This is a genomic window from Acinetobacter celticus (assembly GCF_001707755.1).
In the GTDB taxonomy this organism is placed as follows: Bacteria; Pseudomonadota; Gammaproteobacteria; order Pseudomonadales; family Moraxellaceae; genus Acinetobacter; species Acinetobacter celticus.
This window is the reverse complement of record NZ_MBDL01000009.1, coordinates 281,628-304,546: the sequence shown is the minus strand read 5'-3', so window position 1 is coordinate 304,546 and position 22,919 is coordinate 281,628. Positions and strand designations below refer to the sequence as shown.

23 protein-coding genes are annotated in these 22,919 nt (G+C 39.7%); 8 read left to right on the top strand and 15 right to left on the bottom strand.

Going from position 1 to position 22,919, the window contains the following annotated elements; all coding sequences use genetic code 11:
* Positions 1-10: 10 nt before the first annotated feature.
* Positions 11-208, top strand: coding sequence for an NF038105 family protein (locus tag BBP83_RS08210; RefSeq protein WP_068887339.1), 198 nt, complete (start codon positions 11-13; stop codon positions 206-208).
* Positions 209-311: 103 nt separating this feature from the next.
* On the opposite strand, the gene pal is transcribed toward BBP83_RS08210, so the two are convergent.
* The 6 genes from pal to ybgC all read right to left on the bottom strand — a co-directional run bounded on the left by pal (position 312) and on the right by ybgC (position 5,438).
* A complete protein-coding gene (gene pal / locus BBP83_RS08205; protein ID WP_068887337.1) occupies positions 312-881 on the bottom strand; it encodes a peptidoglycan-associated lipoprotein Pal in 570 nt (189 codons plus the stop codon).
* A 33-nt stretch (positions 882-914) separates the two neighbouring features.
* Positions 915-2,198 (bottom strand): Tol-Pal system beta propeller repeat protein TolB, encoded by a 1,284-nt coding sequence (tolB, locus tag BBP83_RS08200; RefSeq protein WP_171258071.1) that lies wholly within the window; start codon positions 2,196-2,198, stop codon positions 915-917.
* A 243-nt stretch (positions 2,199-2,441) separates the two neighbouring features.
* Positions 2,442-3,851 carry a cell envelope integrity protein TolA gene (tolA, locus tag BBP83_RS08195; RefSeq protein WP_068887333.1) on the bottom strand — a complete coding sequence of 470 codons (1,410 nt, stop codon included), beginning with the start codon at positions 3,849-3,851 and terminating at the stop codon, positions 2,442-2,444.
* 3 nt (positions 3,852-3,854) lie between these two features.
* On the bottom strand, positions 3,855-4,304 hold the full coding sequence (tolR, locus tag BBP83_RS08190; protein WP_068887331.1) for a protein TolR: 450 nt from the start codon (positions 4,302-4,304) through the stop codon (positions 3,855-3,857).
* Positions 4,304-5,002, bottom strand: a complete 699-nt coding sequence (tolQ, locus tag BBP83_RS08185; RefSeq protein ID WP_068887329.1) for a protein TolQ — start codon at positions 5,000-5,002, stop codon at positions 4,304-4,306. The genes tolR and tolQ overlap by 1 nt, the downstream gene beginning before the upstream one ends.
* 25 nt (positions 5,003-5,027) lie before the next feature.
* Positions 5,028-5,438: a tol-pal system-associated acyl-CoA thioesterase gene (gene ybgC, locus BBP83_RS08180; protein WP_068887327.1), complete on the bottom strand. Its 411-nt coding sequence runs from the start codon at positions 5,436-5,438 to the stop codon at positions 5,028-5,030.
* 227 nt (positions 5,439-5,665) lie between these two features.
* Here ybgC and BBP83_RS08175 point away from each other — a divergent pair, with 227 nt between their 5' ends.
* Positions 5,666-6,247, top strand: a complete 582-nt coding sequence (locus BBP83_RS08175) for a hypothetical protein (RefSeq protein WP_068887325.1) — start codon at positions 5,666-5,668, stop codon at positions 6,245-6,247.
* 340 nt (positions 6,248-6,587) lie between these two features.
* Here the strand turns inward: BBP83_RS08175 and ruvB are convergent, their stop codons facing one another.
* From ruvB to BBP83_RS08155, 5 genes are all read right to left on the bottom strand, one after another.
* Positions 6,588-7,589, bottom strand: a complete 1,002-nt coding sequence (gene ruvB / locus BBP83_RS08170) for a Holliday junction branch migration DNA helicase RuvB (protein ID WP_068887323.1) — start codon at positions 7,587-7,589, stop codon at positions 6,588-6,590.
* A 246-nt stretch (positions 7,590-7,835) separates the two neighbouring features.
* Entirely contained in the window at positions 7,836-8,438 is a 603-nt protein-coding gene (gene ruvA, locus BBP83_RS08165) for a Holliday junction branch migration protein RuvA (protein ID WP_068887321.1), read from the bottom strand.
* A gap of 131 nt (positions 8,439-8,569) precedes the next feature.
* Positions 8,570-9,910: a deoxyguanosinetriphosphate triphosphohydrolase gene (locus BBP83_RS08160; RefSeq protein WP_068887319.1), complete on the bottom strand. Its 1,341-nt coding sequence runs from the start codon at positions 9,908-9,910 to the stop codon at positions 8,570-8,572.
* A 209-nt stretch (positions 9,911-10,119) separates the two neighbouring features.
* Positions 10,120-10,251 carry a putative transporter small subunit gene (locus BBP83_RS15350; protein ID WP_213030440.1) on the bottom strand — a complete coding sequence of 44 codons (132 nt, stop codon included), beginning with the start codon at positions 10,249-10,251 and terminating at the stop codon, positions 10,120-10,122.
* A 10-nt stretch (positions 10,252-10,261) separates the two neighbouring features.
* Positions 10,262-11,899, bottom strand: coding sequence for a sodium:solute symporter family protein (locus BBP83_RS08155; RefSeq protein ID WP_068887317.1), 1,638 nt, complete (start codon positions 11,897-11,899; stop codon positions 10,262-10,264).
* 773 nt (positions 11,900-12,672) lie between these two features.
* Between BBP83_RS08155 and purL the strand changes: the two genes are divergently transcribed.
* Positions 12,673-16,506 (top strand): phosphoribosylformylglycinamidine synthase, encoded by a 3,834-nt coding sequence (gene purL, locus BBP83_RS08150; RefSeq protein WP_068887315.1) that lies wholly within the window; start codon positions 12,673-12,675, stop codon positions 16,504-16,506.
* Between the two features lie 207 nt (positions 16,507-16,713).
* On the top strand, positions 16,714-16,842 hold the full coding sequence (locus BBP83_RS15595) for a KGW motif small protein (protein WP_281181021.1): 129 nt from the start codon (positions 16,714-16,716) through the stop codon (positions 16,840-16,842).
* Positions 16,843-17,033: 191 nt separating this feature from the next.
* Here BBP83_RS15595 and BBP83_RS08145 read toward each other — a convergent pair whose 3' ends face one another.
* Positions 17,034-17,672 (bottom strand): hypothetical protein, encoded by a 639-nt coding sequence (locus BBP83_RS08145; protein WP_068887313.1) that lies wholly within the window; start codon positions 17,670-17,672, stop codon positions 17,034-17,036.
* 57 nt (positions 17,673-17,729) lie between these two features.
* Between BBP83_RS08145 and BBP83_RS08140 the strand changes: the two genes are divergently transcribed.
* The gene (locus tag BBP83_RS08140) at positions 17,730-18,041 is read left to right on the top strand and encodes a YqfO family protein (RefSeq protein ID WP_068887310.1); all 312 of its coding nucleotides are present in this window, start codon (positions 17,730-17,732) and stop codon (positions 18,039-18,041) included.
* 243 nt (positions 18,042-18,284) lie between these two features.
* Here BBP83_RS08140 and BBP83_RS08135 read toward each other — a convergent pair whose 3' ends face one another.
* Positions 18,285-19,046 (bottom strand): nitroreductase family protein, encoded by a 762-nt coding sequence (locus BBP83_RS08135; protein WP_068887308.1) that lies wholly within the window; start codon positions 19,044-19,046, stop codon positions 18,285-18,287.
* 109 nt (positions 19,047-19,155) lie between these two features.
* Positions 19,156-19,956, bottom strand: coding sequence for an enoyl-CoA hydratase-related protein (locus BBP83_RS08130; RefSeq protein WP_068887306.1), 801 nt, complete (start codon positions 19,954-19,956; stop codon positions 19,156-19,158).
* Between the two features lie 106 nt (positions 19,957-20,062).
* Between BBP83_RS08130 and BBP83_RS08125 the strand changes: the two genes are divergently transcribed.
* A complete protein-coding gene (locus BBP83_RS08125) occupies positions 20,063-20,632 on the top strand; it encodes a nicotinate-nicotinamide nucleotide adenylyltransferase (RefSeq protein ID WP_068887674.1) in 570 nt (189 codons plus the stop codon).
* A 79-nt stretch (positions 20,633-20,711) separates the two neighbouring features.
* Complete coding sequence (locus BBP83_RS08120) at positions 20,712-21,281, top strand: YceI family protein (protein WP_068887304.1); 570 nt, start codon at positions 20,712-20,714, stop codon at positions 21,279-21,281.
* A 7-nt stretch (positions 21,282-21,288) separates the two neighbouring features.
* On the opposite strand, the gene BBP83_RS08115 is transcribed toward BBP83_RS08120, so the two are convergent.
* Positions 21,289-22,188 carry a LysR family transcriptional regulator ArgP gene (locus BBP83_RS08115; RefSeq protein WP_068887302.1) on the bottom strand — a complete coding sequence of 300 codons (900 nt, stop codon included), beginning with the start codon at positions 22,186-22,188 and terminating at the stop codon, positions 21,289-21,291.
* A 116-nt stretch (positions 22,189-22,304) separates the two neighbouring features.
* Between BBP83_RS08115 and BBP83_RS08110 the strand changes: the two genes are divergently transcribed.
* The gene (locus tag BBP83_RS08110; protein WP_068887300.1) at positions 22,305-22,907 is read left to right on the top strand and encodes a LysE/ArgO family amino acid transporter; all 603 of its coding nucleotides are present in this window, start codon (positions 22,305-22,307) and stop codon (positions 22,905-22,907) included.
* Positions 22,908-22,919 lie beyond the last annotated feature (12 nt).

Here is a 22,919-nt window from a genome sequence, read left to right as displayed (position 1 = left end):
GAGCACAACAATGACTACACAAAAATTTGATGCGACTCCAACCGCGAGTGAAGGCTTGAATTTAGACGAAATTTCTAAAGATAACGTGAAAGAAGCGTGGAGTGGTTACGAGTCTAAAGCTGAATATAAAAAGTTCAATAAACATGATTTAATTGAATCTATGCAAAATACCCAAGAAAGCTCAGAAGAGAAACCTGAACAAGCTTAAAGTGAAAATGCGATAGCTCTTTCAGGTCTATAAAAAAAGCACTCAAAATAGAGTGCTTTTTTTATACTTTAGACAGTAAATAGTGCTGTCATAAATTATCGAATTATTTTAACAGCGGTGGAACGGCTTCGTAGTTGATTTCTACACGGCGGTTTTCTTTCCAGGCGTTTTCATCATGACCTGCATTAATTGGCATTTCTTTGCCGTAACTGACAGCTTCTAACTGATTCGCGCTGACACCACTTGTCACAAGGAAGCTTTCTACTGCTTTCGCACGACGTTCGCCCAGTGCCATATTGTATTCACGTGTACCACGTTCATCGGTATGGCCTGTTAAAGCCACACGTGAATTTGCATTTGCAACAAGGAACTGTGCATGTGCCTGAAGGGTTTGTAAATCGGTATTAGAAAGTTCTGTACTGTCATAGTCAAAATGTACAACACGCTTTGCTAAAAATGCTTTGTTGGCTTCAGTTACACCTTTTGATGATGCGCCTACAAGATTTTGTGCATTAAGGGCTGCATCTTCGCTGAGTCCATCAGTATTTACACTTGAAGAACCATTTGGGTTTTGTGTTGGATCGACTGTTGTTGTCGGTTTGCGGTTCGCACAACCTGTCATGATGAGAGCTGTGGCTAAAACTGGAAGTATGAATAATTTAACTGCGTTCATTGTTATCTCCATGAAATTGATTTTGAATAAAAATTATTTTGGTGCCCAAGCAGGTTCACGCACTTCACCTTGTTCACTTGGTAAGTTCATGCGGAAACGACCATCTAAGGACATAATAGACAGTAAGCCACGGTTATTTTCGCGCGTTGCATAAACCACCATTTGTCCATTTGGAGAGAAACTTGGTGATTCGTCCAGACTGGTCGGGGTTAAAATATTCGTCACGCCAGAGTCAATATTTTGTACAGCGACTTTGTAATTACTGCCACTTGGTCGATGGACAAGTGCCAGCTTTTTGCCATCGGCACTTAAGCTACCACGTGCATTAAATGCACCGCGGAAGGTCAGGCGTTTACTACTGCCATCATCTAAATTATAGCGATAGATTTGCGGTGAGCCACCACGGTCAGAAGTGTAAATAAATGATTTACCATCAGGGGCATAGCGTGCTTCGGTGTCAATCGCACTATCATTGGTCATGCGTTTTAACTGACGCGTATTTAAATCCATTTGATAGATTTCAGGATTGCCATGCATAGATGCCGTGAACAGCATACTTTTGCCATCAGGCGAGAAGCTTGGCGCACCATTTAGCCCACGGAAACTGGCTAATTTTTCACGTCCACCTGTTGCTAGGTCTTGTACATAAATAGCAGGACGTTTGGTTTCAAATGAAACATAGGCAATTTTTTTAGCGTCAGGTGTCCAAGCAGGGGATAAAATTGGATCACGTGACGTTAAAATAGTTTTAGGTTGCTCGCCATCTGTATCGGCAATTTGCAATGTATAGCGCTGTTCAGGTGTGGTTGGATTACGCAGTACATAGGCGATACGACCACTAAAATCACCTGCAATACCTGTGAGTGCCTGATAAATCGCATCACTGATCATGTGTGCTGCTTGTCGGGTACGTGAAGCAGGTACAGTCAGTAATTCATTCAGTAAATACTGCTTTTTTTGTACATCGTACAGTTGATAATGAATTTCATATGAACCATCGGCTATAGGTTTTATTGATCCTGTAACCACATAAGGTACATCTGCTGCTTGCCAAGCTTCAGCATTGGGACTGTTCAGTGTAGCGGTTGCAGGCAGATTTTTTGACGAACTGGTGAATTTTCCAGAACGGTTTAAATCATTTTCAATAATTGGATAAAGGTTCTGATCATTACTGAACGGCACAATCGCAATTTTAGGCGCTTCTTCGGGAGCTTTAGTAATTTCCAAATGCAACTGTGCATGTGATTGGCTTATTAAAACTGGACTTAAAGCGGTTAATACGGTTAAGCAGAGCAGATGTTTTCGCGTCATTTCCATCATTCGCTAAATACTCTAAATCTATGAATTCTTGTTAATGTGAATGTGCCACATAATGGCATGTTTTAAAAATATTTAAAGTACAACATTATGACTAATCTGTTATTCGACTGTGAAAAAATGTCAGAAGAAGAACTGTTTGGTGGGGCTATATTTAAATAGGTGCGACATTCTAAATATTTTCATCATTGTGTCATTGGTTAATATTTAAAAACCCTCTGAATGTTCAAAGGGTATTGGGTTTTAATTGGATGATTTAAATGTAGATGTTAGATTTTGTGCTTCACGACGTGCATCAGGGTCTGATGGCATTGGATATGGCGCAGCCGCACGAACGGCAGCTTCGATACTGGCTTTCATATCGGGGTCACTAGAATTTACAATGACAGAACGTACAGCACCACTTTCCGTTAGTGTAATACGTGCAGTTGCTGATTTTCCTGTCGAACCTATTGGTGTGTCCCAAGCGCGTTTAATTTTGCTTTCAAAGTCACGTTTTGCAGTAGAAGCAATTTGTTTGGCTTCCGCTTTTTTCTGAGCAGCTTCTTCAGCGGCTTTTTTGGCTGAAGATGCTTTTGCTTCTGCAGCCGCATATTCTTTTGCTTCGGCATCTGCTTTCGCTTTCGCGTCTGCATTGGCTTTGGCCTGTGCATCGGCCTTAGTTTTTGCATCTGCTTTCGCTTTCGCGTCTGCATTGGCTTTCGCTTGTGCATCGGCCTTAGTTTTTGCATCAGCTTTTGCTTTTGCGTCTGTATTGGCCTTCGTTTGTGCATCCGTCTTGGTTTTTGCGTCTGCTTTCGCTTTTGCATCCGCATTGGCCTTCGCTTGTGCATCGGCCTTGGTTTTTGCATCAGCTTTCGCTTTCGCGTCTGCATTGGCTCTCGCTTGTGCATCTGCTTTGGTTTTTGCATCAGCGTTTGCTTTGGCCAGTGCGTCAGTTTTAGCTTTCGCATCGGCAATTTTTTTCGCCTCTGCATTTGCCTTAGCTTTTTCGTCTTGTTGAGCTTTTAGCTTGGCATTGTCAGCTAAGCGTTTTGCGTCTAAATCTGCTTTGCGTTTAGACTCCGCGCTGGCCTTGGCTTGTGCAGCTTTGGCTTCAGCATCGGCTTGGCGTTTGCTATCTGCATTGGCTTTGGCTTGTGCATCCGCTTTGGCCTTATTTTCTGCTTTAGCCTGCGCATCGGCTTGTGCTTTAAGTTGGGCAACTTCATCTGCTTTGCGCTTTTGTTCTACACGTTTGGCGTCATCTGCAATTTTACGCGCTGCTAATTCAGCCAATTTTGCCTGTTGAGCGGCTTTTTGTGCATCTTGCTGTGAGGTTTCTGGTTTTGCTGGCACAGGTTTAGGGAATGGTACTGGCATTGGAGGTGTTGCTGTTGGAATCACTGGTGCAGGTTCTTGCACGGGTTCAGCTGTTTGAGTGATTTCTTTGGCCACATTTTCATGTGCTGTTTCAGTAAACTCAGTTTCTTCACGCGGTGTAGAAATTAAGTCTTCGGGTTTGATTAAGACCGTTCTAATGGGTTTCGGCTGCTCAGGCGGTTTGCTCATGCCAAGATAAAGCAAGCCCACAATAACAATGACATGCACACCAACGGTGAAGCCAATTGCGACTGCTTTTTGTTGAAAAGGAGGCTTTTTAAAATCTTTCATAAATTACTTTAATGGCTCTGTCAGCAGTCCAACTTGAGTTAAACCCGCATCTTGTAACCCCCCCATAAGAGAAATAATATCTCCATAAGGACGGGTATTGTGACCGCGAATCACCACATTCAATTCTTTATTGTCAGCCTTAGCTTGAATTTGAGCGTCGGTTAAAACTTGAGTGAGTTGTGCTAAGTCTAAAGGTTCAGCTTTATGTTCTTTATATTCTAAATAGTATTTACCATCTTGATCTAAAGTTACCATTGCAGGGGCGTCTTTAGATTCGATGGGATTACCACTGGCTTGAGGGAGGTCAACTTTAATCCCACTGGTAATCATGGGTGCTGTGACCATAAAAATAACCAAAAGCACCAACATGACGTCAATGTACGGAACGACATTCATATCACTTTTTAGTGGTTTCTTAATACGCTCGAAGCGTCCAGAACGTTGAATAGCCATTAGTGATGTTCCTGATCAGAACCCAATGACTGACGTTGTAATAAAGCCACCATTTCTTCTGAAAATAAAGCACGGTCTGAGTAGACTGTTTCACCTTTTGCTGTGTAATGGTTAAATGCCAATACTGCTGGAATGGCGGCAAATAAACCAATTGCAGTCGCAATTAAGGCTTCTGCAATGCCGGGTGCAACAGTTGCAAGCGTGACTTGGTCTACATCGGCTAGACCAATAAAGGCATTCATAATGCCCCAAACAGTACCAAATAGACCAATATAAGGAGCAACAGAGCCAATACTGGCCAAAGCACCTAAGCCTTGTTCCAATTGACTTTGGTCGCGACTTAAGCCGACCCGTAACATACGCTCAGTGCCTTCGACCATTTGCGTAGTAGGGGCTTTATGCTTTTTAAGTTTTAAAAACTCACCTAAACCTTGATAGAAAATATCTTCCAATCCAACACGTTTAGAGTTGAGTTGGGCATTGTTATATAGGGTATTTAATTCAGCACCAGACCAGAAGATTTTTTGAAAATGTTCATCATCTGCCTGCGCTTTTTTGTAACCCATATGCAACTTGGCAATCAGATACCAACTGTATAGCGAAGCCAATAAAAGCAAAAGCATAACCAGTTGGACGACAGGACTTGCTTGTAAAATAAGATCTGATATGTGAAGCGTTGAATCGAGTTGAGTTGCCATAGTTACATTGAGCCAATTAATTTTTTTAATCTTGTTCCAATTCTTTCAGAATCAGCTGACGAATTTCTTCTGGAAGTCGAGTAGGTCGCATACCATCTACACTGATACAGGCCAATTCTACCTCACCTGAAGCAAGCATAATATCACCACGATAAATATTTTGTTGCAATACAAATGACGTAGCTTTACAAGAAACAACGCTGGCTGTAACAGTAATCAAATCATCCATTAAAATGGGACGTGAATATTTGACATTTATTTTGTGTACAACAAAGTTGTAATCTTTTTGATGCCAGTAGTGACTAATACCAGATGCGCGAAGCCATTCAGTACGTGACCGTTCCATAAAACGGATGTGGTTAGCGTGATAGACAATGCCGCCCGCATCTGTATCTTCAATGTAGACACGAATGTTGAACTCGAATTTATTCGCCATGAGTATGTTCCGTTTTGAATCTATTTGCTGAATTATCGCTATGATTAAGCAAGATAATAAGGCCATTTAAGGTGACGCTTTATTTGTTGAAGGTCAAGCGCTGTAACGCTGTGGAGTTTAGCATCCTGAGTGTTTAGACCAATGGCACAAGGTTTCAAATCAAATTAGATTGATTATTTTTAAGATAAATATTAGTTAATATGCAAGTGGGTTTTTGAGGGATCAAGATGAGCCGTTGGTTTAAAATTCTTATCATTATCGCGATTGGTTTTGCACTGTGGTCGTATTGGCCCAAATCTGACGTTGGTATTTTAGAAAATTCACAAGGTTCAGCAACTGAAGCGGTTCATCAGTTTAAAGGCTATACCATTACCAATTTAGCACCATATTCAGGTGAATTTCGTGTGTTATCTAAAGAAAATTATAGTCTTGGGCGTGAAGCAGAGTTGAGCCCTGTCGATTTTGCATTGGGTTGGGGTGCAATGGCTGAACCGAGTGTGTATCAGCAATTATCCATCCGACAAAGTGGGCGATGGTATCATTGGCGTTATGAAAATAACCCGCCTATACCTGTCAATGAAATATCAACACACAGCGCGAATACACATTTAATACCAGCAACGGCAGACATTGCTCAAAAATTAAAAAGCATTGATAAAGATGATTTAATTTCTTTGAAAGGGCAATTGGTGGAAGTTATAGCCACAGATGGTTGGACATGGCGCAGTTCCTTAAGTAGAGATGATACGGGTGCAGGTGCTTGTGAATTGATGTTGGTGGAAGAAGTGAGGGTGATTTCTTCTTTGTAAGTAATGTTGTGTTTTACATAAAAATAAAGTTTAAATGAATTTATCTATTTGATAATATTGGTAAATAAAATTTCAAGTATGATGGTGCTATTTGGGGGTTAGATAAAGTTGAGTCAGCTTATTGAAATTTTAAACAGAGTGCAGGAGCCTTTCTTAGATTTACAGCGATTATAAGTTTCCAATAATAGAAATGACATTGCTGAAAAATGTAAGATTCTAAAAGATCACGTTGATACCGTTAGTTTTTTATAACCAAGACATTAAAAGACAGTTCTATTTTAGCTATTGAGTTAACTAAACCTGACTAAATGAAGTCAGTAGCAGGTTTAGTTTTTAAGTTTTACTTTGGCTCAGGCGGTGTCATGCCAAATTGTAAATACGCCATATTGGTGGCAATACGTCCACGTGCAGTACGCATTACATAACCTTGTTGAATTAAGTAGGGTTCAATGACATCTTCTAAGGTTCCTGAGTCTTCTGCCATAGCTGCAGCCAGTGCTTCTACACCAGCAGGCCCACCATCAAAACGTTCAAGTAACATACTTAAATAACGACGGTCTAAAGTATCTAAACCATCTTTATCTACTTTCAGCATATCCAAAGCACGTTGTGCCATATCTTGGTTAACTTCACCTGTGCCTTTGACTTGTGCATAATCACGAACACGACGTAATAAACGGTTGGCAATACGTGGTGTACCACGTGCACGACGGGCAATCTCTTTAGCGCCGTCACCTGTCATGGGTACATCCATCAATAAAGCCGAGCGCGTTACAATATGCGTTAGGTCTTCTACTGAATAAAACTCTAAGCGTTGCACAATACCAAAACGGTCACGAAGTGGTGAGGTCAGTAAACCTGCACGTGTGGTTGCGGCCACCAAGGTAAAGGGTGGTAAATCCAGTTTGATTGAACGGGCAGCAGGGCCTTCACCAATCATAATATCCAGCTGATAGTCTTCCATCGCAGGATATAAAATTTCTTCAATGACGGGTGAAAGACGGTGAATTTCATCAATAAATAAAACATCACCTTCTTCCAGATTGGTGAGCATGGCCGCTAAATCGCCTGCACGCTCAAGCACTGGGCCAGAGGTCGATTTCAGATTGCCCCCCATTTCACGTGCAATGATATTGGCCAGCGTGGTTTTACCTAAACCAGGTGGGCCAAAAATTAAGGTGTGATCCAGTGCCTCGCCACGGCCACGGGCAGCGCCAATAAAGATTTCCATTTGCTCGCGCACGACTGGCTGACCAATATAGTCTTCTAGTGTGGCAGGGCGGATGGCACGATCAAAGTGATCTTCAGGTTTTTCTGAACCACTGATAAGACGGTCTTGCATATTGATTGAACTAATCTCTATATCGTTGAAGAGGAGCTATAGCCTCAAAAAGTGATTGAACTTTTATATGCCATTTTATAGGCGCTTCTCACTTTTGACTGGGCAAAAGTGACAAAACCCATTTATTAAACTGATGCTACTTCCATGTAGCACAGTTTAACGGCGACATCCATGTCGCCTTCATATATCTAATTTTGTCTAGAACTTTAGACCTTAAGAGATATAGATGTAATATAAAAATAGAATTTATTTATTCATTGATTTTAAAGCTGCGCGAATGATATCACTGGCTTCTGTATAGTCTGCTTTTACCGCATTAATTAATTTTTGTGCCTCGAGTGGTTTATAGCCTAAAGATTGTAAGGCGGCTTCGGCTTCTGCCACAGCCGAGTTACCTGTAAATTTAATTTGCGTTGTGGTTGAATTGGTCGGTGCGAAGCCAGAAGACATGGCTTTGAATCGGTCACGCAGTTCAATCATTAAACGTTCAGCGGTTTTTTTACCGACACCTGGTACTTTAATTAAAGTGTTGATATCTTCATGTTCTACAGTATGAATCAGCATGTCGACACTTAAAGTCGATAAAATACCCAATGCCATTTTAGGGCCAACACCATTTACTTTTAACAGGGTACGGAAAATAGTTTTTTCCTGTTGGTTTAAGAAGCCATAAAGTAATTGGGCGTCTTCACGTACTGTCAGATGTGTCCATAGTGTGACTTTTTGACCTTTTTGCAATTGGCAAAATGTGGTGAGTGGCGTGTCAATTTCATAACCTACACCATTTACATTCAGTAAAACAGTGGGTGCTTCTAAAGCTAATACTTCACCAATCAGACATCCAATCATTTTAAATTTTTCACTTATCTATCAATAGTTGCATAGTAGTGAGCATTTGCTAGAAAGGCAAAATGCACACAGTTAATTTTTAAAAATATGTTGCTTTAAGCATCATTTTTAGGTGCAGTCGATGGGTTTTTCTAAATCAGACCGACTTTATTGCCTTGTAGTTCCTGAGATAAATGATAAGCCTGATGATCTGAAAACTTAGAAATAATATCCAGTACCTGCATAATATTGCTGTAATGATCATCATTAAAGTGTGCGCCAGAACGGTTCAAAATAGAAATTAAACGTTGTTCTTTAAAGCTTAAAGTTTTGTGTGGCGTGGTTAAGGGAATAAAGGCATCCAATATATTTTGTAGGCTTTGATGCGCAATAATTTCTAGCCCTGCTTTTTGTGGATGTTCAAAAATTTTATCACGCGCCAATTCTTTAGCTCGGTTGATGCCTATTTCAATATCTGGTGAACAATACTGCAATAAAGAACCTTTCAGTTGACCTGATAAAATTTCAAAATGGTGTTTGGCAAATGCTGTAGATACTTCATCGACCAAACGTTTCATGGCGCGCCCGCGTAAGGCTGCAATTTTTTGTTGCCATGTGGTGGTTTGCATAGAAAGTTCTTCGGGTACGCCGTAATCTGCAATCAGTTCCAGAAAAATGGGTTCAACTTCTTCATACTGCAACATGTTCAAAATAATACCGTCTTCTAAATCAATGAGTGCATAGCACATATCATCGGCAGCTTCGAGTAAGTAAGTTAGCGGATGGCGACAATAGTGATAATCGCCTAGTTGAATTAAACCAAGTTGCTCTGCAATTTGTTGCAAAATATCTTTTTCGGCTTGGTAACAACCAAATTTGGCACGTTGACTGGCAGGGATATTACCTTGTGATGCAATGGTTTTAGACAGCCATGGGTACTTTAAGTAAGCCCCTAAAGTTGCGTAAGTTAGGCGCATACCACCATCATTAGGGTGATAATCAATTTTAGTGAGCAGGCGTAGGCCTTGTGCATTGCCTTCAAATTGGCGCACATCGGCTTCTTGTTCAGGGCTTAAATCGCGTAAAAAGTCGGTATGAGAGGCATCATCAAACCATTCGCGAATGGCATATTCACCTGCATGACCAAAAGGGGGGTTGCCAATGTCGTGTGCAAGGCAAGCGGCTTGAATAATCGCGCCAACATCGGCGGGGGAAATCCAGACAGGGAGTTGGTCTTTAATTTTTTCAGCAGCCAACATACCTAGTGAGCGACCAATACAGGACACTTCCAATGAATGGGTCAAACGGGTGTGAATTCCATCATGTTGTGTTAGTGGGTGAACTTGGGTTTTTCGGTTTAGTTGTCGAAAGCTTTGTGAAAAAATAATACGGTCATAATCTTTGTGAAAAGGACTACGTGCCTGTTCAGAGCTTTGTTTTTTACTGCCAATACGAACTGTGGAAAGTAGTTCAAGCCAACGCATTTGAGTCATTTATCATTATTCAGTTATTTGCTAAAAACATCATGCCAAAAAACTAAAAAAAGCACTAGAGTCGTGCGACATGAATTGTCGGTTGTTTTCGTAATGTCGTTTAATTGCTACCAAGATCTTTGAGTCAGTTATTTGGGATTGAAAAACAGGATTGAACGTAGTCAATCCTGTTTGATGGGGGGGATTTTATGTAATGCTCATTGGTTAGATTAAACCAACTCATTACCCGTTGTTTTGGCCTCTTGGATGTCTTTATAAAGACCATAGCAGAGTACGAATAAAACTAAGCTAGCAATAAATGGCCAAATTAGAACATAGAAAGTTAAAAGTGAAGTAGACATAAAATTTTCCTTATTTTTGCTTTTTAGAGAGGCTATGAAACTCAACAACCAATTCATTAATGCGACGGAAATCAAAACGTTTTTGTGATGACAATAATGTAATGACTGTGCATACCAATGCGCTTGCCCCATAGGCGGTTAAGGAACTCAGTAAAGTAAGATAATTACGTAAAAAACCAAGACAATATGGCAGTAGAATAATGGTTGTAATACACCCAACAATGACGCCAACTTTTTTACCAAAAAAGCCAAAGCTCATTAAACCCAGTACGACACCCGCACCAATCGTGGCAATAATTTCAAATAAATATGCCGTGATTCCTGTTAATGAAACCCAATTTAAACGAACCATTAAAAAACTAATAAAAGCAATGAGTACAGACCAATTAAAGGCTTTGGCTGTCACTTTGTCCCAATACAGACTGGAAATGACGGGAAAAACAATCGCGCCCCATAATGCACCAACAAAAATCAACATCGACAAAATATCGAATTTAAACGTGGCAAAAATGATGCCGCATACAGTTGCAATGATCATGGTGATACGGCCAATCCAAAGCATTTTTTGAGGATGAGGCCGATTTTTTGCAATTTGTTTGCCATAAATATCGGTCATGATAATGGCAGATAAGGCGCAAAGATCAGCATCAGCAGTAGATGATAAAGCACCAATAACCATGATAAATAACAATCCAACTAAAAATGGCGGAAGATACGTCGCCGCCATTTGTGGAATTAAGTTATTTAAATCGCCATCAATTGGATGGATACCTGCAAATAAAGCGAATAAACCCAACATCCCTAAGCCAATGACAATAGCGCCATAGCCAATTGTGGCAGTGATGAAACTGGGTTTGATCAGATCTTGGCGGACTGCAAATAGGCGTTGTGCAATGGTTTGATTACCAATGGCATAAGCCAGTACCGCGACAAAAAATGGTGCACCTTGTTCGAGTGCTGCTGTTTTAGAGAAAAAATCCATTTGTTCGGCATTTAAGTGATGCATACCTGTTTGGAATAATGAAGGACCACCTAAAGTGAAGAATAAAATTGGAATAATCACGACAGCGGCAACAATCATGGCAATAAGTTGTGCAAAGTCAGTATAGACAGAGGCACGGAAACCCGACCATAAGGTATAAGACAATACCCCAATACCGGTAATAATTACGCCTTGGGTAAAGCTTAAAGGAGAGAGAATTTCAACCAGCGCCCCTGCAGCTGTGAAATTGACCATCAGGCTAATGACACTACCAATAATATTGGAGCCTGCCAAAATCAATTGGCTTTGATTACCATGTCGCGCATGCATAATTTCTGCAAGGGTATGTGCATTTGGTGCAAGTTTTCTAAAGCGCTTTCCAAAAGGGTAAATAAACAAAATCATTAGCGCGCCCCAAAAACCGTAATGCAGCGCACCAGAAAGACCATATTTATATCCAGCGGAAGCTGCTGCATAAAAAGAGGCTGCCCAGATCCATGTTGCCGTCATACTAGCGGCGGACATACCAAAGCCTATGGAACCATTTGAAACCATATAGCCATCAACATTTTCATGTTTACGACCAATTCGTAATGAGATTAAAAAGGTAATGCCATAAAATAGGATCATCAATAGTACAATTGCTGTACTAGAGAACTGAAACATAGTTACTCCTGAAAGATAGTAATGACCATTTATTATTAGAATTATTAAGTGGTTAGGTTTGATGCTCAACGATAGAGCGGAAAGATGCTGTAGTAAGTCATGTAAGAGAGATGTCGAAAAACACGCGTGAGATCTGTGACTACAGCAGATAGAGAATACTGGTCTATAAGCCCGATAGAATGGACATTGAAAAGAGACAGTAGGGTGAGCTTAGCATATTTATATCAAATTTATTGATGAATGCTTTGTTTATTGTGTGTGAATGCTGATATATGGGCGTGGGTAAAGTAACTAAAAAAGTATATAAATACAGAATATTTAAAATATAACATTAAAAATCATCCTATTGCATTATTTTAAGTACATTGGCATTTGAATTGTTTAGCCAAAAAATAAAAAGAGTAACAAAATTTTAAAGCAATATTTTGGATATAAGCGAGTGGTCTGACTGTGTTTAAATTCAAGATTGTTTTGTAAATAAAAAAATCAATTTTTATGTCCTTTTTCTGATTATTGGGCAGTATAAAGTATGAGTCGAAGTTGGTTAAAAAATGATAAGTGGTTTATTTTTGTACAATTTAATTTCTGCATTTTGATTTTTTCAGTTTAAATATTAGAGAAAAACTGAATTATTTACTGAAAAAAAGTGAGGGAAAGTCGTGTTATGCGCTTTAACCACTAGCTGAAAATATGCTTTAGCAGTAGAATATGCGCTCTCTTCAAGTCACATTGCGGCATGGTTCAAAAGACCAGCCCGTGGAGCCAAAATCAGCATGTTTATCGTGGCCGGTGCATCTGCACACTCTTCTTTTAAGAAAACGCAACTATTAACACGTCTATCGTCAATCAGTTCTGTCCAATCAATAGAAAGCCAATGGGTCTATCTGTTTGACCAAGCGCTCAACGAGCAACAGCAACAAGCTGCTTTACAGCTTTTGAATGATGGTCAATCTTTTGCATTACACCCAGCTGCAAGTGATGAAGTTCAGATTTTTGTTACACCGCGCGTCGGCACAATTTCGCCGTGGTCATCTAAAGCAACCGATATTTTTGCTAACTGTAATACCCCGATACACCGCCTTGAACGCGGTGTTTTGTTTACTTTAAAAGGTGTTGCTAACATCACTGATGAAGTTAAACAAGTGTTGCATGACCGTATGACAGAAAGTACGTTCAATCAGATTGATGATGCATCGACATTATTTTCTGAAACTGAGCCAAAACCTTTAAACTCAATTGATATTTTGGGTGAAGGCAAGCCTGCTTTAGTGAAAGCCAATTCAGAGTTCGGTTTTGCACTTTCTGATGAAGAAATTGATTATTTAACCGCTGCATTTACCAAAATGGGTCGTAACCCACATGACATCGAATTGATGATGTTTGCGCAAGCAAACTCTGAACATTGCCGTCATAAAATTTTTGGTTCTGAATGGACAATTGATGGTGAAAAACAACCATTGTCATTGTTCCAAATGATTAAGAACACCTATAAAGAATCACCAACAGATGTATTGTCAGCATATAAAGACAACGCATCAGTGATTGTGGGCTTTGACACACAACGTTTTTATCCAAAAGCAGATGAAAATGGTCGTCACGTTTATAAATATAAGAGTCAAGCTGCTCATATCTTAATGAAGGTAGAAACGCACAATCATCCTACAGCGATTGCACCGTTTGCTGGTGCGGCGACAGGTTCGGGTGGTGAAATTCGTGATGAAGGTGCAACAGGTCGCGGTGGTAAACCGAAAGCGGGTTTAACTGCGTTTACTGTTTCAAACTTAAATATTCCTGGTTTTGAACAACCTTGGGAAGATAATTACGGCAAACCATCACGTATGGCGTCAGCACTTCAGATCATGATTGATGGTCCTTTAGGTGGTGCAGCGTTTAATAACGAATTTGGCCGTCCTGCTTTAAATGGTTATTTCCGTACTTTTGAACAAAACGTGAATGGCGATGTAAAAGGTTTTCACAAGCCAATTATGATTGCAGGCGGTTACGGTAACATTCGTCCAGATCATGTCGAAAAAGACCCAATTCTACCGGGTGACTTACTCATTGTTTTGGGTGGGCCTGCCATGCTGATTGGTTTAGGCGGTGGTGCAGCATCTTCTGTCGATAGCGGTAAATTGGGTGAAAACTTAGATTTCGCTTCAGTACAACGTGAAAATCCTGAAATGGAACGCCGTTGCCAAGAAGTGATTGATACTTGCTGGCGCATGGAAGATTACAACCCAATCGTGTCTGTACATGATGTAGGCGCGGGCGGTGTATCGAATGCGATGCCTGAGCTTGTAAATGACCATGAATTGGGTGCGGTGCTTGACCTTCGTAAGATTCCTTCATTAGAGTCAGGTATGTCTCCAATGGAAATCTGGTCAAACGAAGCGCAAGAACGTTATGTATTGGCAATTCGTCCAAGTTCTTTAGAGTTATTTGAATCGATCTGTGCACGTGAACGTTGTCCGTTTGCGGTATTGGGTGAGGCGACTGAAGCACGTCACTTAACCGTTGAAGATCCATTGTTTGAAAACAAAGCTGTGGATATGCCAATGCAAGTAATGCTTGGTGGTACACCGCGTATGAGCCGTTCATATGAAACAATTGAACGCCAAGGCGATGATTTCACAGCCGAATCTGTAACAGATTTGAAAGATGCGATTTACCGTGTTCTTAAAAATCCAACGGTTGCATCTAAGTCATTCCTAATCACCATTGGTGACCGTTCAATTACAGGTATGGTTGCACGTGACCAAATGGTTGGCCCTTGGCAAGTGCCTGTAGCGGATGCTGCAGTTACAACGACCAGTTTAGTGGGTTACACGGGTGAAGCAATGGCAATGGGCGAACGTCCGCCAGTGGCATTGTTAAATCCAGCGGCATCTGCGCGTTTGTCAGTTGCAGAGTCTATTTCTAATATTATGTGTGCCAAAATTGACCAGATTAGTGACATTAAATTGTCTGCAAACTGGATGGCAGCTGCAGGTCAACAAGGCGAAGACCAAGCCCTATTCGAAGGCGTAAAAGCCATTGGTATGGAAATGTGTCCTGCGTTAGGTATTGCAATTCCAGTGGGTAAAGACTCGTTGTCTATGCGTACCACGTGGAATGACGAAGGTATCGACAAGTCTGTAACGTCACCAATGACAGGTGTAATTACAGCATTTGCACCCGTAACTGATGTTCGCAAAACATTAACCCCTGAACTTAAAAACCTAGAGTCTGTACTTGTACGTATTGACTTGTCTAAAGGTCAATTCCGTTTAGGTGGTTCAATTTTAGCGCAAGTGTACAAAGCAATTGGTTCAATCACACCAGATGTAGACAGCTTCGATGACTTCAAAGCCTTCTTTGCATTGGTGCAAGATTGGAACAACCGTGGCTTAATTCAGGCTTACCATGACATCGGTGATGGCGGTTTATTGGCAACTGTTGCAGAAATGATGTTCGCTTCACGTTTAGGCGTAGCATTAGAAGATCAATCTACAGCAAGCCTATTTGCAGAAGAAATTGGTGCAGTATTGCAAATTTCAAAAGCGGATTGGACTGCACTAGAAGCTGAAGTTGCAACATCTAGCTTGAAAGATGCAATTACAGTAGTGGGTACAGTGAATAGTACTGATGCTTTGACTGTAAATGGTTTGAATTTTGACCGTGTTGAGTTACAACAAGCATGGACTGAAGTATCACATCAAATTCAACGCTTACGTGACAACGTAGAAACAGCAGATCAAGAATATAGCTTGATTGCTAATAAAGAACACAAAGGCTTAATCGCATTACCGACATTTGATTTGAATGAATCTGTGGAAGCACCGTATATCAATTTACGCCGTCCAAACATGGTTATTTTACGCGAACAAGGTGTAAACGGTCATGTGGAAATGGCTGCTGCATTTGATAAAGTGGGCTTTAATACTGTGGACGTTCACATGAGTGATTTGCTTGCAGGCCGTATTGACTTAGATGATTTTGAAGGCTTAGTGGCGTGTGGCGGTTTCTCTTACGGTGACGTAATGGGCGCAGGCGGTGGTTGGGCGAAATCGGTGTTATTTAACCCGAAACTTCGTGACCAATTCGAAAAATTCTTTAATCGTGACGAAACCTTCTCTTTAGGTATTTGTAACGGTTGCCAAATGTTGTCACAACTTGCACCGTTAATTCCAGGTGCTGAAGCGTGGCCACGTTTCCATCGTAATACTTCTGAAATGTTTGAAGCGCGTGCTGTAAACGTTCGTGTTGAAAAATCAAACTCAGTGTTATTACAAGATATGGACGGTTCTATTTTACCAATCGCGGTTGCGCATGGTGAAGGTCGTGTAGTTACATCTGATGCGAATATTGCGACGCTTAATGCAGGTAATCAAGTGATTCTGCGTTATGTAGACAGCTTGGGGAATGCGACACAGCAGTATCCAATGAACCCGAATGGTTCACCAGAAGCAATTTCGGGTGTAACGTCTACAGATGGTCGTGCAACAATTATGATGCCACATCCTGAACGTAACTTCCGTGCTATACAGCATTCTTGGAAGCCTGAAGATTGGACTGAAGATGGTGCTTGGTTACGTATGTTCCGTAATGCACGTAAGTTCATTGGTTAATTTAAAGCTAGTGTTTTGAAAAGCCACCTTCGGGTGGTTTTTTATTGGATGGTACTTTTATTTATTTCTTGTGCTGACGTTGGTTTAGATTTTGCTTTTATATTTGTGTGAAGGTGATATGGTGTAATCAGTCGATTAAAGATCATGCTATATAAAAGGGTGGATTGCTTAGTATTTAGTGTCCACATTCATGTATAAGGTGATGACATGATTAAAACAGTTACGTATGAAGTAGTTGATAAAGTTGCACTACGCAGAAAGGGCTGGAAGTTGTTTGCCATAGTTTTGGGCTTGCAAGTGGTCTTTGTGATTTTGGGTTATGCTTTGCAGATGTAATTTTGTGAATTAAAAAACCACCATGAGATGGTTTTTTATTGGTTGATACTTTCTTTTACTTTTGATGGGACATGAGGATTCTCAAAATATATTTTGAGTTCGCAAGATAAAACCCCTTTATTGGGCAGAGAATAGATCTTTATATCCCTGCTAAATGTGCGATATTCAGGTCGCAGAGCATGTGATTGGTTTTAGTCTTTGAAGATGTTTTCGTAAAAGTAGAAATATTCATCTGTAATTTTATGATCAAAGGGTGTTTTATTTTGAGCCTCTGAAAACCATGATCCGTTAGGTAGTTTTTGGATAAATCCAAAGCTTATAAGATCCATATTGGGTATAGGTAGGCTAATTATCGACATTGACGAGTTTGTAGTGATTTCAGTTTGTAAGTGTTCAATAATAGTTATTAAATGATTATTTAACTTAGTAATAATATAAGTATATTTATCAAATTTTTGCTTTGAAATACTAAGGCTTTTAAAAAGAATGGTGGCTCGTCCCATCATTTTTGCTTGTTTTTCTAGGTAGGTTTGATCAAGTATTCCTAAAACCTCAAGACCTAATTCTAAATTGTCTTTGTCTTTAAAAAACTTCTCGATAAATCCAATATTTATATTTTCAGCTTCTTGAATAAAAGCTAATAATTGTTTTTGCTCTTTCAAAATACGAAATTTGGTATAGCTTTCAATTGAACCTGTAATTACAGATGCAAAAGGGATAGATTTAATTGTATCTTCTAGCAGAGTGTTGGCTGTTTTAAAGATAATTTCATCTGCTAAATTTTCAGTTGCAGTTAAAGTAAGTTCACGGGCAATATTTTTATTAGACATAAGTGCAGTCGATCAATATGATTGATTTGATATTAATAAAATCTACATTAAATCGCTATGCTCAAATTGATCTACTACGTTCCTGAAACCCACCTTGAATCTACCAAACTTGCTATTTTTGAAGCAGGGGCAGGTGGTATTGGTAACTATGAACATTGTGCATGGCAAGTTCTAGGAACTGGACAATTTAAACCTATAAATGGGGCAAGTCCGTTTATAGGTGCGTTAGATACTTTGGAGCAAATTCTAGAGTGGCGTGTCGAAACCATTGTTCCTGAAGATAAAGCATCTGTTGTTGCAAAAGCTTTAAAAGCCAGCCATCCGTATGAAGAGCCTGCTTTTGAGTTTGTTCAAATAGTAGAGATTTGATATTAAAAAACCTTAGCGGTGTCTTTAAGTTTAATGTTTGATGCAAGGTTTAACCTTCGGTTCGACCTACTTTTCTTTCGGGAAAAGTAGGCAAAACCATTGTCATCAGCAAAACTCGGCAGAGTCCATCATTCGATTAAACTGATCACAGAAACTTTATGGTGCATATTAATCCTGCCTCGAACAGTTGCTGATGACTTTACCGCGTATCGAATGGCTGTAATTTGTTTATTTTTATGAAATTTAAACCTTCTGAATAAATAACTTACGATCAAAACGATACTGCGGGAAAAATACGCCATCTTTCGCACGTTCACCTGCACCAATCACCATCACAGGGAATTGCTGATCATTTAAGTTTAAAATTTTCTTGACCAAAGGCTCATCGAAACCTTCCATCATACAACTGTCAAAACCATAAGCACGTAAAGCTAAGACCAAATTTTCACAGGCCAAAGCTGTAGTTTTACTGGCCCATAATTTGGCATCTGCTGGGTTAAATGCGGTGACAGGAAGTTGTTTATCTAAGCTACGTGCAACTTTGAAAGCCACTTTCTTAAAGTTACCTAGGGCATTAAAGTAACCGGTCTTATAGTTGTAAGGAATAAACTTGTAATATTTTTGTACAGCTGTAGGTGCCTCAGGAAATGGAAACTCAGAAATATTAAGTTTTGCCATTTCATCTACACGGTCAGTACGTGCCACGCAAACAATTAATTCAGATGCAGTTTTAGCTGCCAATTGACCCAAACATGCTTTTACCAGTTGCTTTTTTTTGGCTGAGGTTTGTACCACATAAAAAGTCCAAGGTTGTAAATTAGATGAGTTGGGTGCAAGTAATGCCAAATCTAGACAGTCATCTAACACCTCTGCTGGAATGGCTTTGTCGGTAAATTTGCGTACAGAACGACGGCTTGTAATGACCTTCTTAAAATTTTCGACATCAATATCTTGCGGGGCTGGTTCGTAATAGCGATTTTTTGCAGTTTTAGTTGATTCAGTCATTACTTTGAACTCTTTGAAGGATGATTAATCAATGAGGGTGAAAAAGAAAAAAACCACTTTGTTTATAGTACTAAGTGGTTTTTTCTATCTTTTACTAAAGACAACAGGATTAGTTGAATTGAGCAAAGTCAGGTTTACGCTTTTGCATAAATGCAGCCACGGCTTCAGCCATTTCTGGTGAAGAAACTCGCTGCATAAAAATTACCGCTTCATCATCTACACAATCTAAAATTTCTTGTAAATTATGTTTCATTAAAGCTTTGGTTTGCTTAATAGAAGCTAATGGTAGTGCTGCTAAAGTGTGTGCTTGTTTTAATGCATGCGCATAAACATCATCTTCAATGCTATTGACCAAACCTGCATTTAAGGCTTTTTCACTGTTAAATTTTTGTGCAGTAAATAGAAGCTCAGCAGCTTTGTGGTAACCTGCTTGTTGAATTAGTAATTTGCTTGAAGCGCCTTCTGGAGAAAGCCCTAGGCTGACAAACGGAATTTGGAATAAAGCAGTGTTATCGCTATATACCAAATCGGCATGCAGTAGAATGGTTACACCAATGCCAATGGCAACACCGCGCACAGCACAGATGAGTGGTTTAGAGAGTCTCGCGGCAGATTTTAATACCACAAATGGCGGAGCATCACCTGCTTTTCCAGCCAACGGTGTTTGAATAAACTGCATGAAGTCCTGCATGTCATTACCAGCACTAAAATCAGCATCGGCACCACGTAAAATGACCACGCGAACGTCTTTGTCTAGATCGGCTTCATCTAAGGCTTTAGCAATCCATAAATAAAGTTCGCCATATAAGGCATTTTTTGCTTTTGGTCGATTAATGGCTAAAGTCAGTACGCCATTTTCTAAATTCGCATCCAAATGTTCATGAGGTTGTTGAATACAGCTCAGTGTCATCGTACTATCCTTGCTTCCAATTTAATTCAAATTTTATGGGCTTATTATGTCGCATTTTCAGCATGCTGGCGCAACTCATGAGTTCATAAAAAACGATGATTTTGTTATGAACTATAAATATGATTATTTGGTCTTTATTGGCCGTTTTCAGCCCTTTCATTTGGCGCATATGCAAACCATACAAATAGCGCTAAAAGAAAGCCGTTACGTCATTTTAGCGCTTGGTTCTGCACAAAATGAACGCAATATTAAAAATCCTTTCACCGTAGATGAGCGAGAGGAAATGATCTTATCTAATTTTTCAGCGGAGCATCAAAAACGAATTAAGTTTGTACCCGTGATTGATGTATATGACGATGTCAAATGGCAAACATTAGTTAAATCTTTGGTTTCGGATATAACACAACTTACAGATCATATTGGTCTGATTGGGCACTTTAAAGATGATTCATCTTATTATTTAAAGTTTTTCCCTGAATGGGAAATGGTCGAGCTAGATAGCCTGCAAGGTTCAATGTCTGCAACACCAATGCGTGAAGCCTATTATCGTGGTGAAATTATTGAAGCTGCTTTTCCCCTAGGTACGCGTGATTTTTTACAAAAATTCAAAGAAACACCGCTCTATCTACAATTACAACACAAATTTTTGACCAAAGATAAGAGCAATTTAAGCTGAATTTGGGTATCTTGAATTGACATAATTTTATAGCAGTAAACAGCACGTGAAGGGGAGAAATGGTTAAGTGGGGCATGGGATGAACGTTATAAAATTAGCACAACACGGGCTTTTAACTGGTTTTGTCGTTTGGGGGCTATTATCCTCAGTGTATGCGAAAACTTGGGTATTGACCGATACCAGTCGTATTAGTTTTGATATTAAAACAGTTGGACTTTCAGCGGTTAAGGGCGTTTCTAATCAGTCACAGGCCAAGCTGTATTTTGATATAAATACACCCCAAAATGCATCGGTTCAGGTAGTTTTTCCCACAAATAGCTTAAAGTTTAATAACCCTGCTTTAAGAGCTATTGTATTGGGGGAAAGTTTTTTTTATTCAGCAAAATATCAAACAGCGACTTTTAAAAGCACAGAATTTTTACCACAAGGGCAAGATTATTATACGGTGGCAGGTGATTTAACTTTACGTGGCATTACTAAGCCAGTAATTTTTGAAGCCATGCTTAAGCCAAATGTTTCGAACCCAAAGTTATTGGATGTTGATGCTTCGGGGATAATTAACCGAAGCGATTTTGGAATGAAAAAAGCCTATGGGGGCGTGGGTGAAAAGGTCAATATACAGCTGATTGGTCAATGGCAAGTGAAATAGTAAGTAATTAATATTTAAAAGTATTCATAACTTGACCCGCTTGCGTAAATAAAACATCACTTAAAGTATTGAGTATCTCAGATTGTTGTTTCCAATGATGCCAATATAAATGTAAATTACACCGCGTTTCAGGCAAAATTTCGACCAGTTCGCCCATCTGAATACGTTCAGCAATTTGATAGTCAGGTACGAAGCCAAAACCCAAGCCTAAAAAAATGGCTTCTGCAAATGCATGAGAAGATGGAATGTAATAATGTGGGTAGCTTTCGCAAGTTAAGCCAAATTGCTGAAGCATCACATCATGATGTAAATGATCTTTATTATTATAAATAATAGCGGGAGCACATCTAAAAGCTTCTCGGTTGAAACCTTGATGAAACCACTTTTCAATAAATTCAGGTGTCGCCACCATGCGATATGTCATTTGACCCAGTAACTGAGTGACGCAACCCTTCATGGCATTAGATTCTGTAGAGATACAGGCATTTACCAATCCAGCTTGCATTAAATGATGGGTTTTCGATTGATCATCGACCTGAAAATGCACCACAATTTTGTGTTCAATCAAGGTAGGTTTTAAGAGGGGCAACAGCCAAGTTGCAAGTGAATCTGCATTTGTGGCGATATTTACTTGATAAAAAGTTGTAGCCGATTGTCCCGTTAAATCTTGCATTAAACGATGTTCCAACAGCCGACTATGTTGTAAATAATGTAAGAGGGATTGTCCTGCTTTTGTCACACGACACGGGCGTTCCCGCACAATGAGCATATGACCTAAATTTTTTTCTAAACTTTGTACGCGTAACGTAATGGCAGAGGCAGTAATGCAAAGGCGTGATGCAGCTAAATCAAAACTTCCAGTTTCAGCAACAGCCAAAAAGGCATCACACTGTTTATGATTTAGCATGCTCTATTCCTGTCCTAACTTAAAATAATTTAGTTAAATTGATATTTTCTAAATAATACTTAATTTAATACAAAAGAACAGATAATAGCGCCACACGATTTAAATGTTTAAGCACGATGTTCAGTACATATTTACAAGGTTTGATGATTGGTTTGAGTTTGATTGTGGCCATTGGCGCGCAAAATACCTTTGTCTTAAAACAAGGCTTGAAGAAACAAAATATTTTTTGGGTGTGTTTTGTTTGTGCACTTTCCGATTCAGTTTTAACTACGTTAGGAATAGCAGGTTTTTCAAGCATTTTGCATCATTACCCCTCGATTATTCAGTTTGCGAAGTGGGGCGGGGCTTTATTTCTAATTTGGTATGGTTATCAACATGCGGTACAAGCATTGAAATCTCAGCAAACAATGCAAATGAGTTCTGGCAATGAAAGTAATCTCATTCAGAGTATTTTAATGTGTTTGGCACTGACTTGGCTCAATCCGCATGTTTATTTAGATACCGTCATTTTTATGGGTTCTATTTCAACGCAATTTGAGCACACGGTATATTTTGCGTTAGGTGCTGTGAGTGCATCTTGGTTATTTTTCTTTGCCTTAGGTTATGGTGCGCGTGTACTAATTCCAATTTTTGAAAGCCCAAAAGCTTGGCGAGTTTTAGATGCCATAATTGCCTTCATCATGTGGGGAATTGCAAGCTCTTTGCTAGTAAACACATAATCTCAAAACCCA

What these genes read in the sequence shown, in the direction of transcription:
- BBP83_RS08140 (WP_068887310.1), top strand. Translation starts at nt 17,730, where the DNA reads ATGCTCAAATTGATCTACTACGTTCCTGAAACCCACCTTGAATCTACC.
- BBP83_RS08160 (WP_068887319.1), bottom strand. Translation starts at nt 9,910, where the DNA reads ATGACTCAAATGCGTTGGCTTGAACTACTTTCCACAGTTCGTATTGGC.
- ruvB (WP_068887323.1), bottom strand. Translation starts at nt 7,589, where the DNA reads ATGCAAGACCGTCTTATCAGTGGTTCAGAAAAACCTGAAGATCACTTT.
- BBP83_RS08155 (WP_068887317.1), bottom strand. Translation starts at nt 11,899, where the DNA reads ATGTTTCAGTTCTCTAGTACAGCAATTGTACTATTGATGATCCTATTT.
- purL (WP_068887315.1), top strand. Translation starts at nt 12,673, where the DNA reads ATGTTTATCGTGGCCGGTGCATCTGCACACTCTTCTTTTAAGAAAACG.
- BBP83_RS08175 (WP_068887325.1), top strand. Translation starts at nt 5,666, where the DNA reads ATGAGCCGTTGGTTTAAAATTCTTATCATTATCGCGATTGGTTTTGCA.
- ybgC (WP_068887327.1), bottom strand. Translation starts at nt 5,438, where the DNA reads ATGGCGAATAAATTCGAGTTCAACATTCGTGTCTACATTGAAGATACA.
- BBP83_RS08135 (WP_068887308.1), bottom strand. Translation starts at nt 19,046, where the DNA reads ATGACTGAATCAACTAAAACTGCAAAAAATCGCTATTACGAACCAGCC.
- tolQ (WP_068887329.1), bottom strand. Translation starts at nt 5,002, where the DNA reads ATGGCAACTCAACTCGATTCAACGCTTCACATATCAGATCTTATTTTA.
- BBP83_RS08130 (WP_068887306.1), bottom strand. Translation starts at nt 19,956, where the DNA reads ATGACACTGAGCTGTATTCAACAACCTCATGAACATTTGGATGCGAAT.
- BBP83_RS15595 (WP_281181021.1), top strand. Translation starts at nt 16,714, where the DNA reads ATGATTAAAACAGTTACGTATGAAGTAGTTGATAAAGTTGCACTACGC.
- pal (WP_068887337.1), bottom strand. Translation starts at nt 881, where the DNA reads ATGAACGCAGTTAAATTATTCATACTTCCAGTTTTAGCCACAGCTCTC.
- BBP83_RS15350 (WP_213030440.1), bottom strand. Translation starts at nt 10,251, where the DNA reads ATGTCTACTTCACTTTTAACTTTCTATGTTCTAATTTGGCCATTTATT.
- BBP83_RS08115 (WP_068887302.1), bottom strand. Translation starts at nt 22,188, where the DNA reads ATGCTAAATCATAAACAGTGTGATGCCTTTTTGGCTGTTGCTGAAACT.
- BBP83_RS08145 (WP_068887313.1), bottom strand. Translation starts at nt 17,672, where the DNA reads ATGTCTAATAAAAATATTGCCCGTGAACTTACTTTAACTGCAACTGAA.
- ruvA (WP_068887321.1), bottom strand. Translation starts at nt 8,438, where the DNA reads ATGATTGGATGTCTGATTGGTGAAGTATTAGCTTTAGAAGCACCCACT.
- BBP83_RS08125 (WP_068887674.1), top strand. Translation starts at nt 20,063, where the DNA reads ATGAACTATAAATATGATTATTTGGTCTTTATTGGCCGTTTTCAGCCC.
- tolA (WP_068887333.1), bottom strand. Translation starts at nt 3,851, where the DNA reads ATGAAAGATTTTAAAAAGCCTCCTTTTCAACAAAAAGCAGTCGCAATT.
- tolR (WP_068887331.1), bottom strand. Translation starts at nt 4,304, where the DNA reads ATGGCTATTCAACGTTCTGGACGCTTCGAGCGTATTAAGAAACCACTA.
- BBP83_RS08120 (WP_068887304.1), top strand. Translation starts at nt 20,712, where the DNA reads ATGAACGTTATAAAATTAGCACAACACGGGCTTTTAACTGGTTTTGTC.
- BBP83_RS08210 (WP_068887339.1), top strand. Translation starts at nt 11, where the DNA reads ATGACTACACAAAAATTTGATGCGACTCCAACCGCGAGTGAAGGCTTG.
- BBP83_RS08110 (WP_068887300.1), top strand. Translation starts at nt 22,305, where the DNA reads ATGTTCAGTACATATTTACAAGGTTTGATGATTGGTTTGAGTTTGATT.
- tolB (WP_171258071.1), bottom strand. Translation starts at nt 2,198, where the DNA reads ATGGAAATGACGCGAAAACATCTGCTCTGCTTAACCGTATTAACCGCT.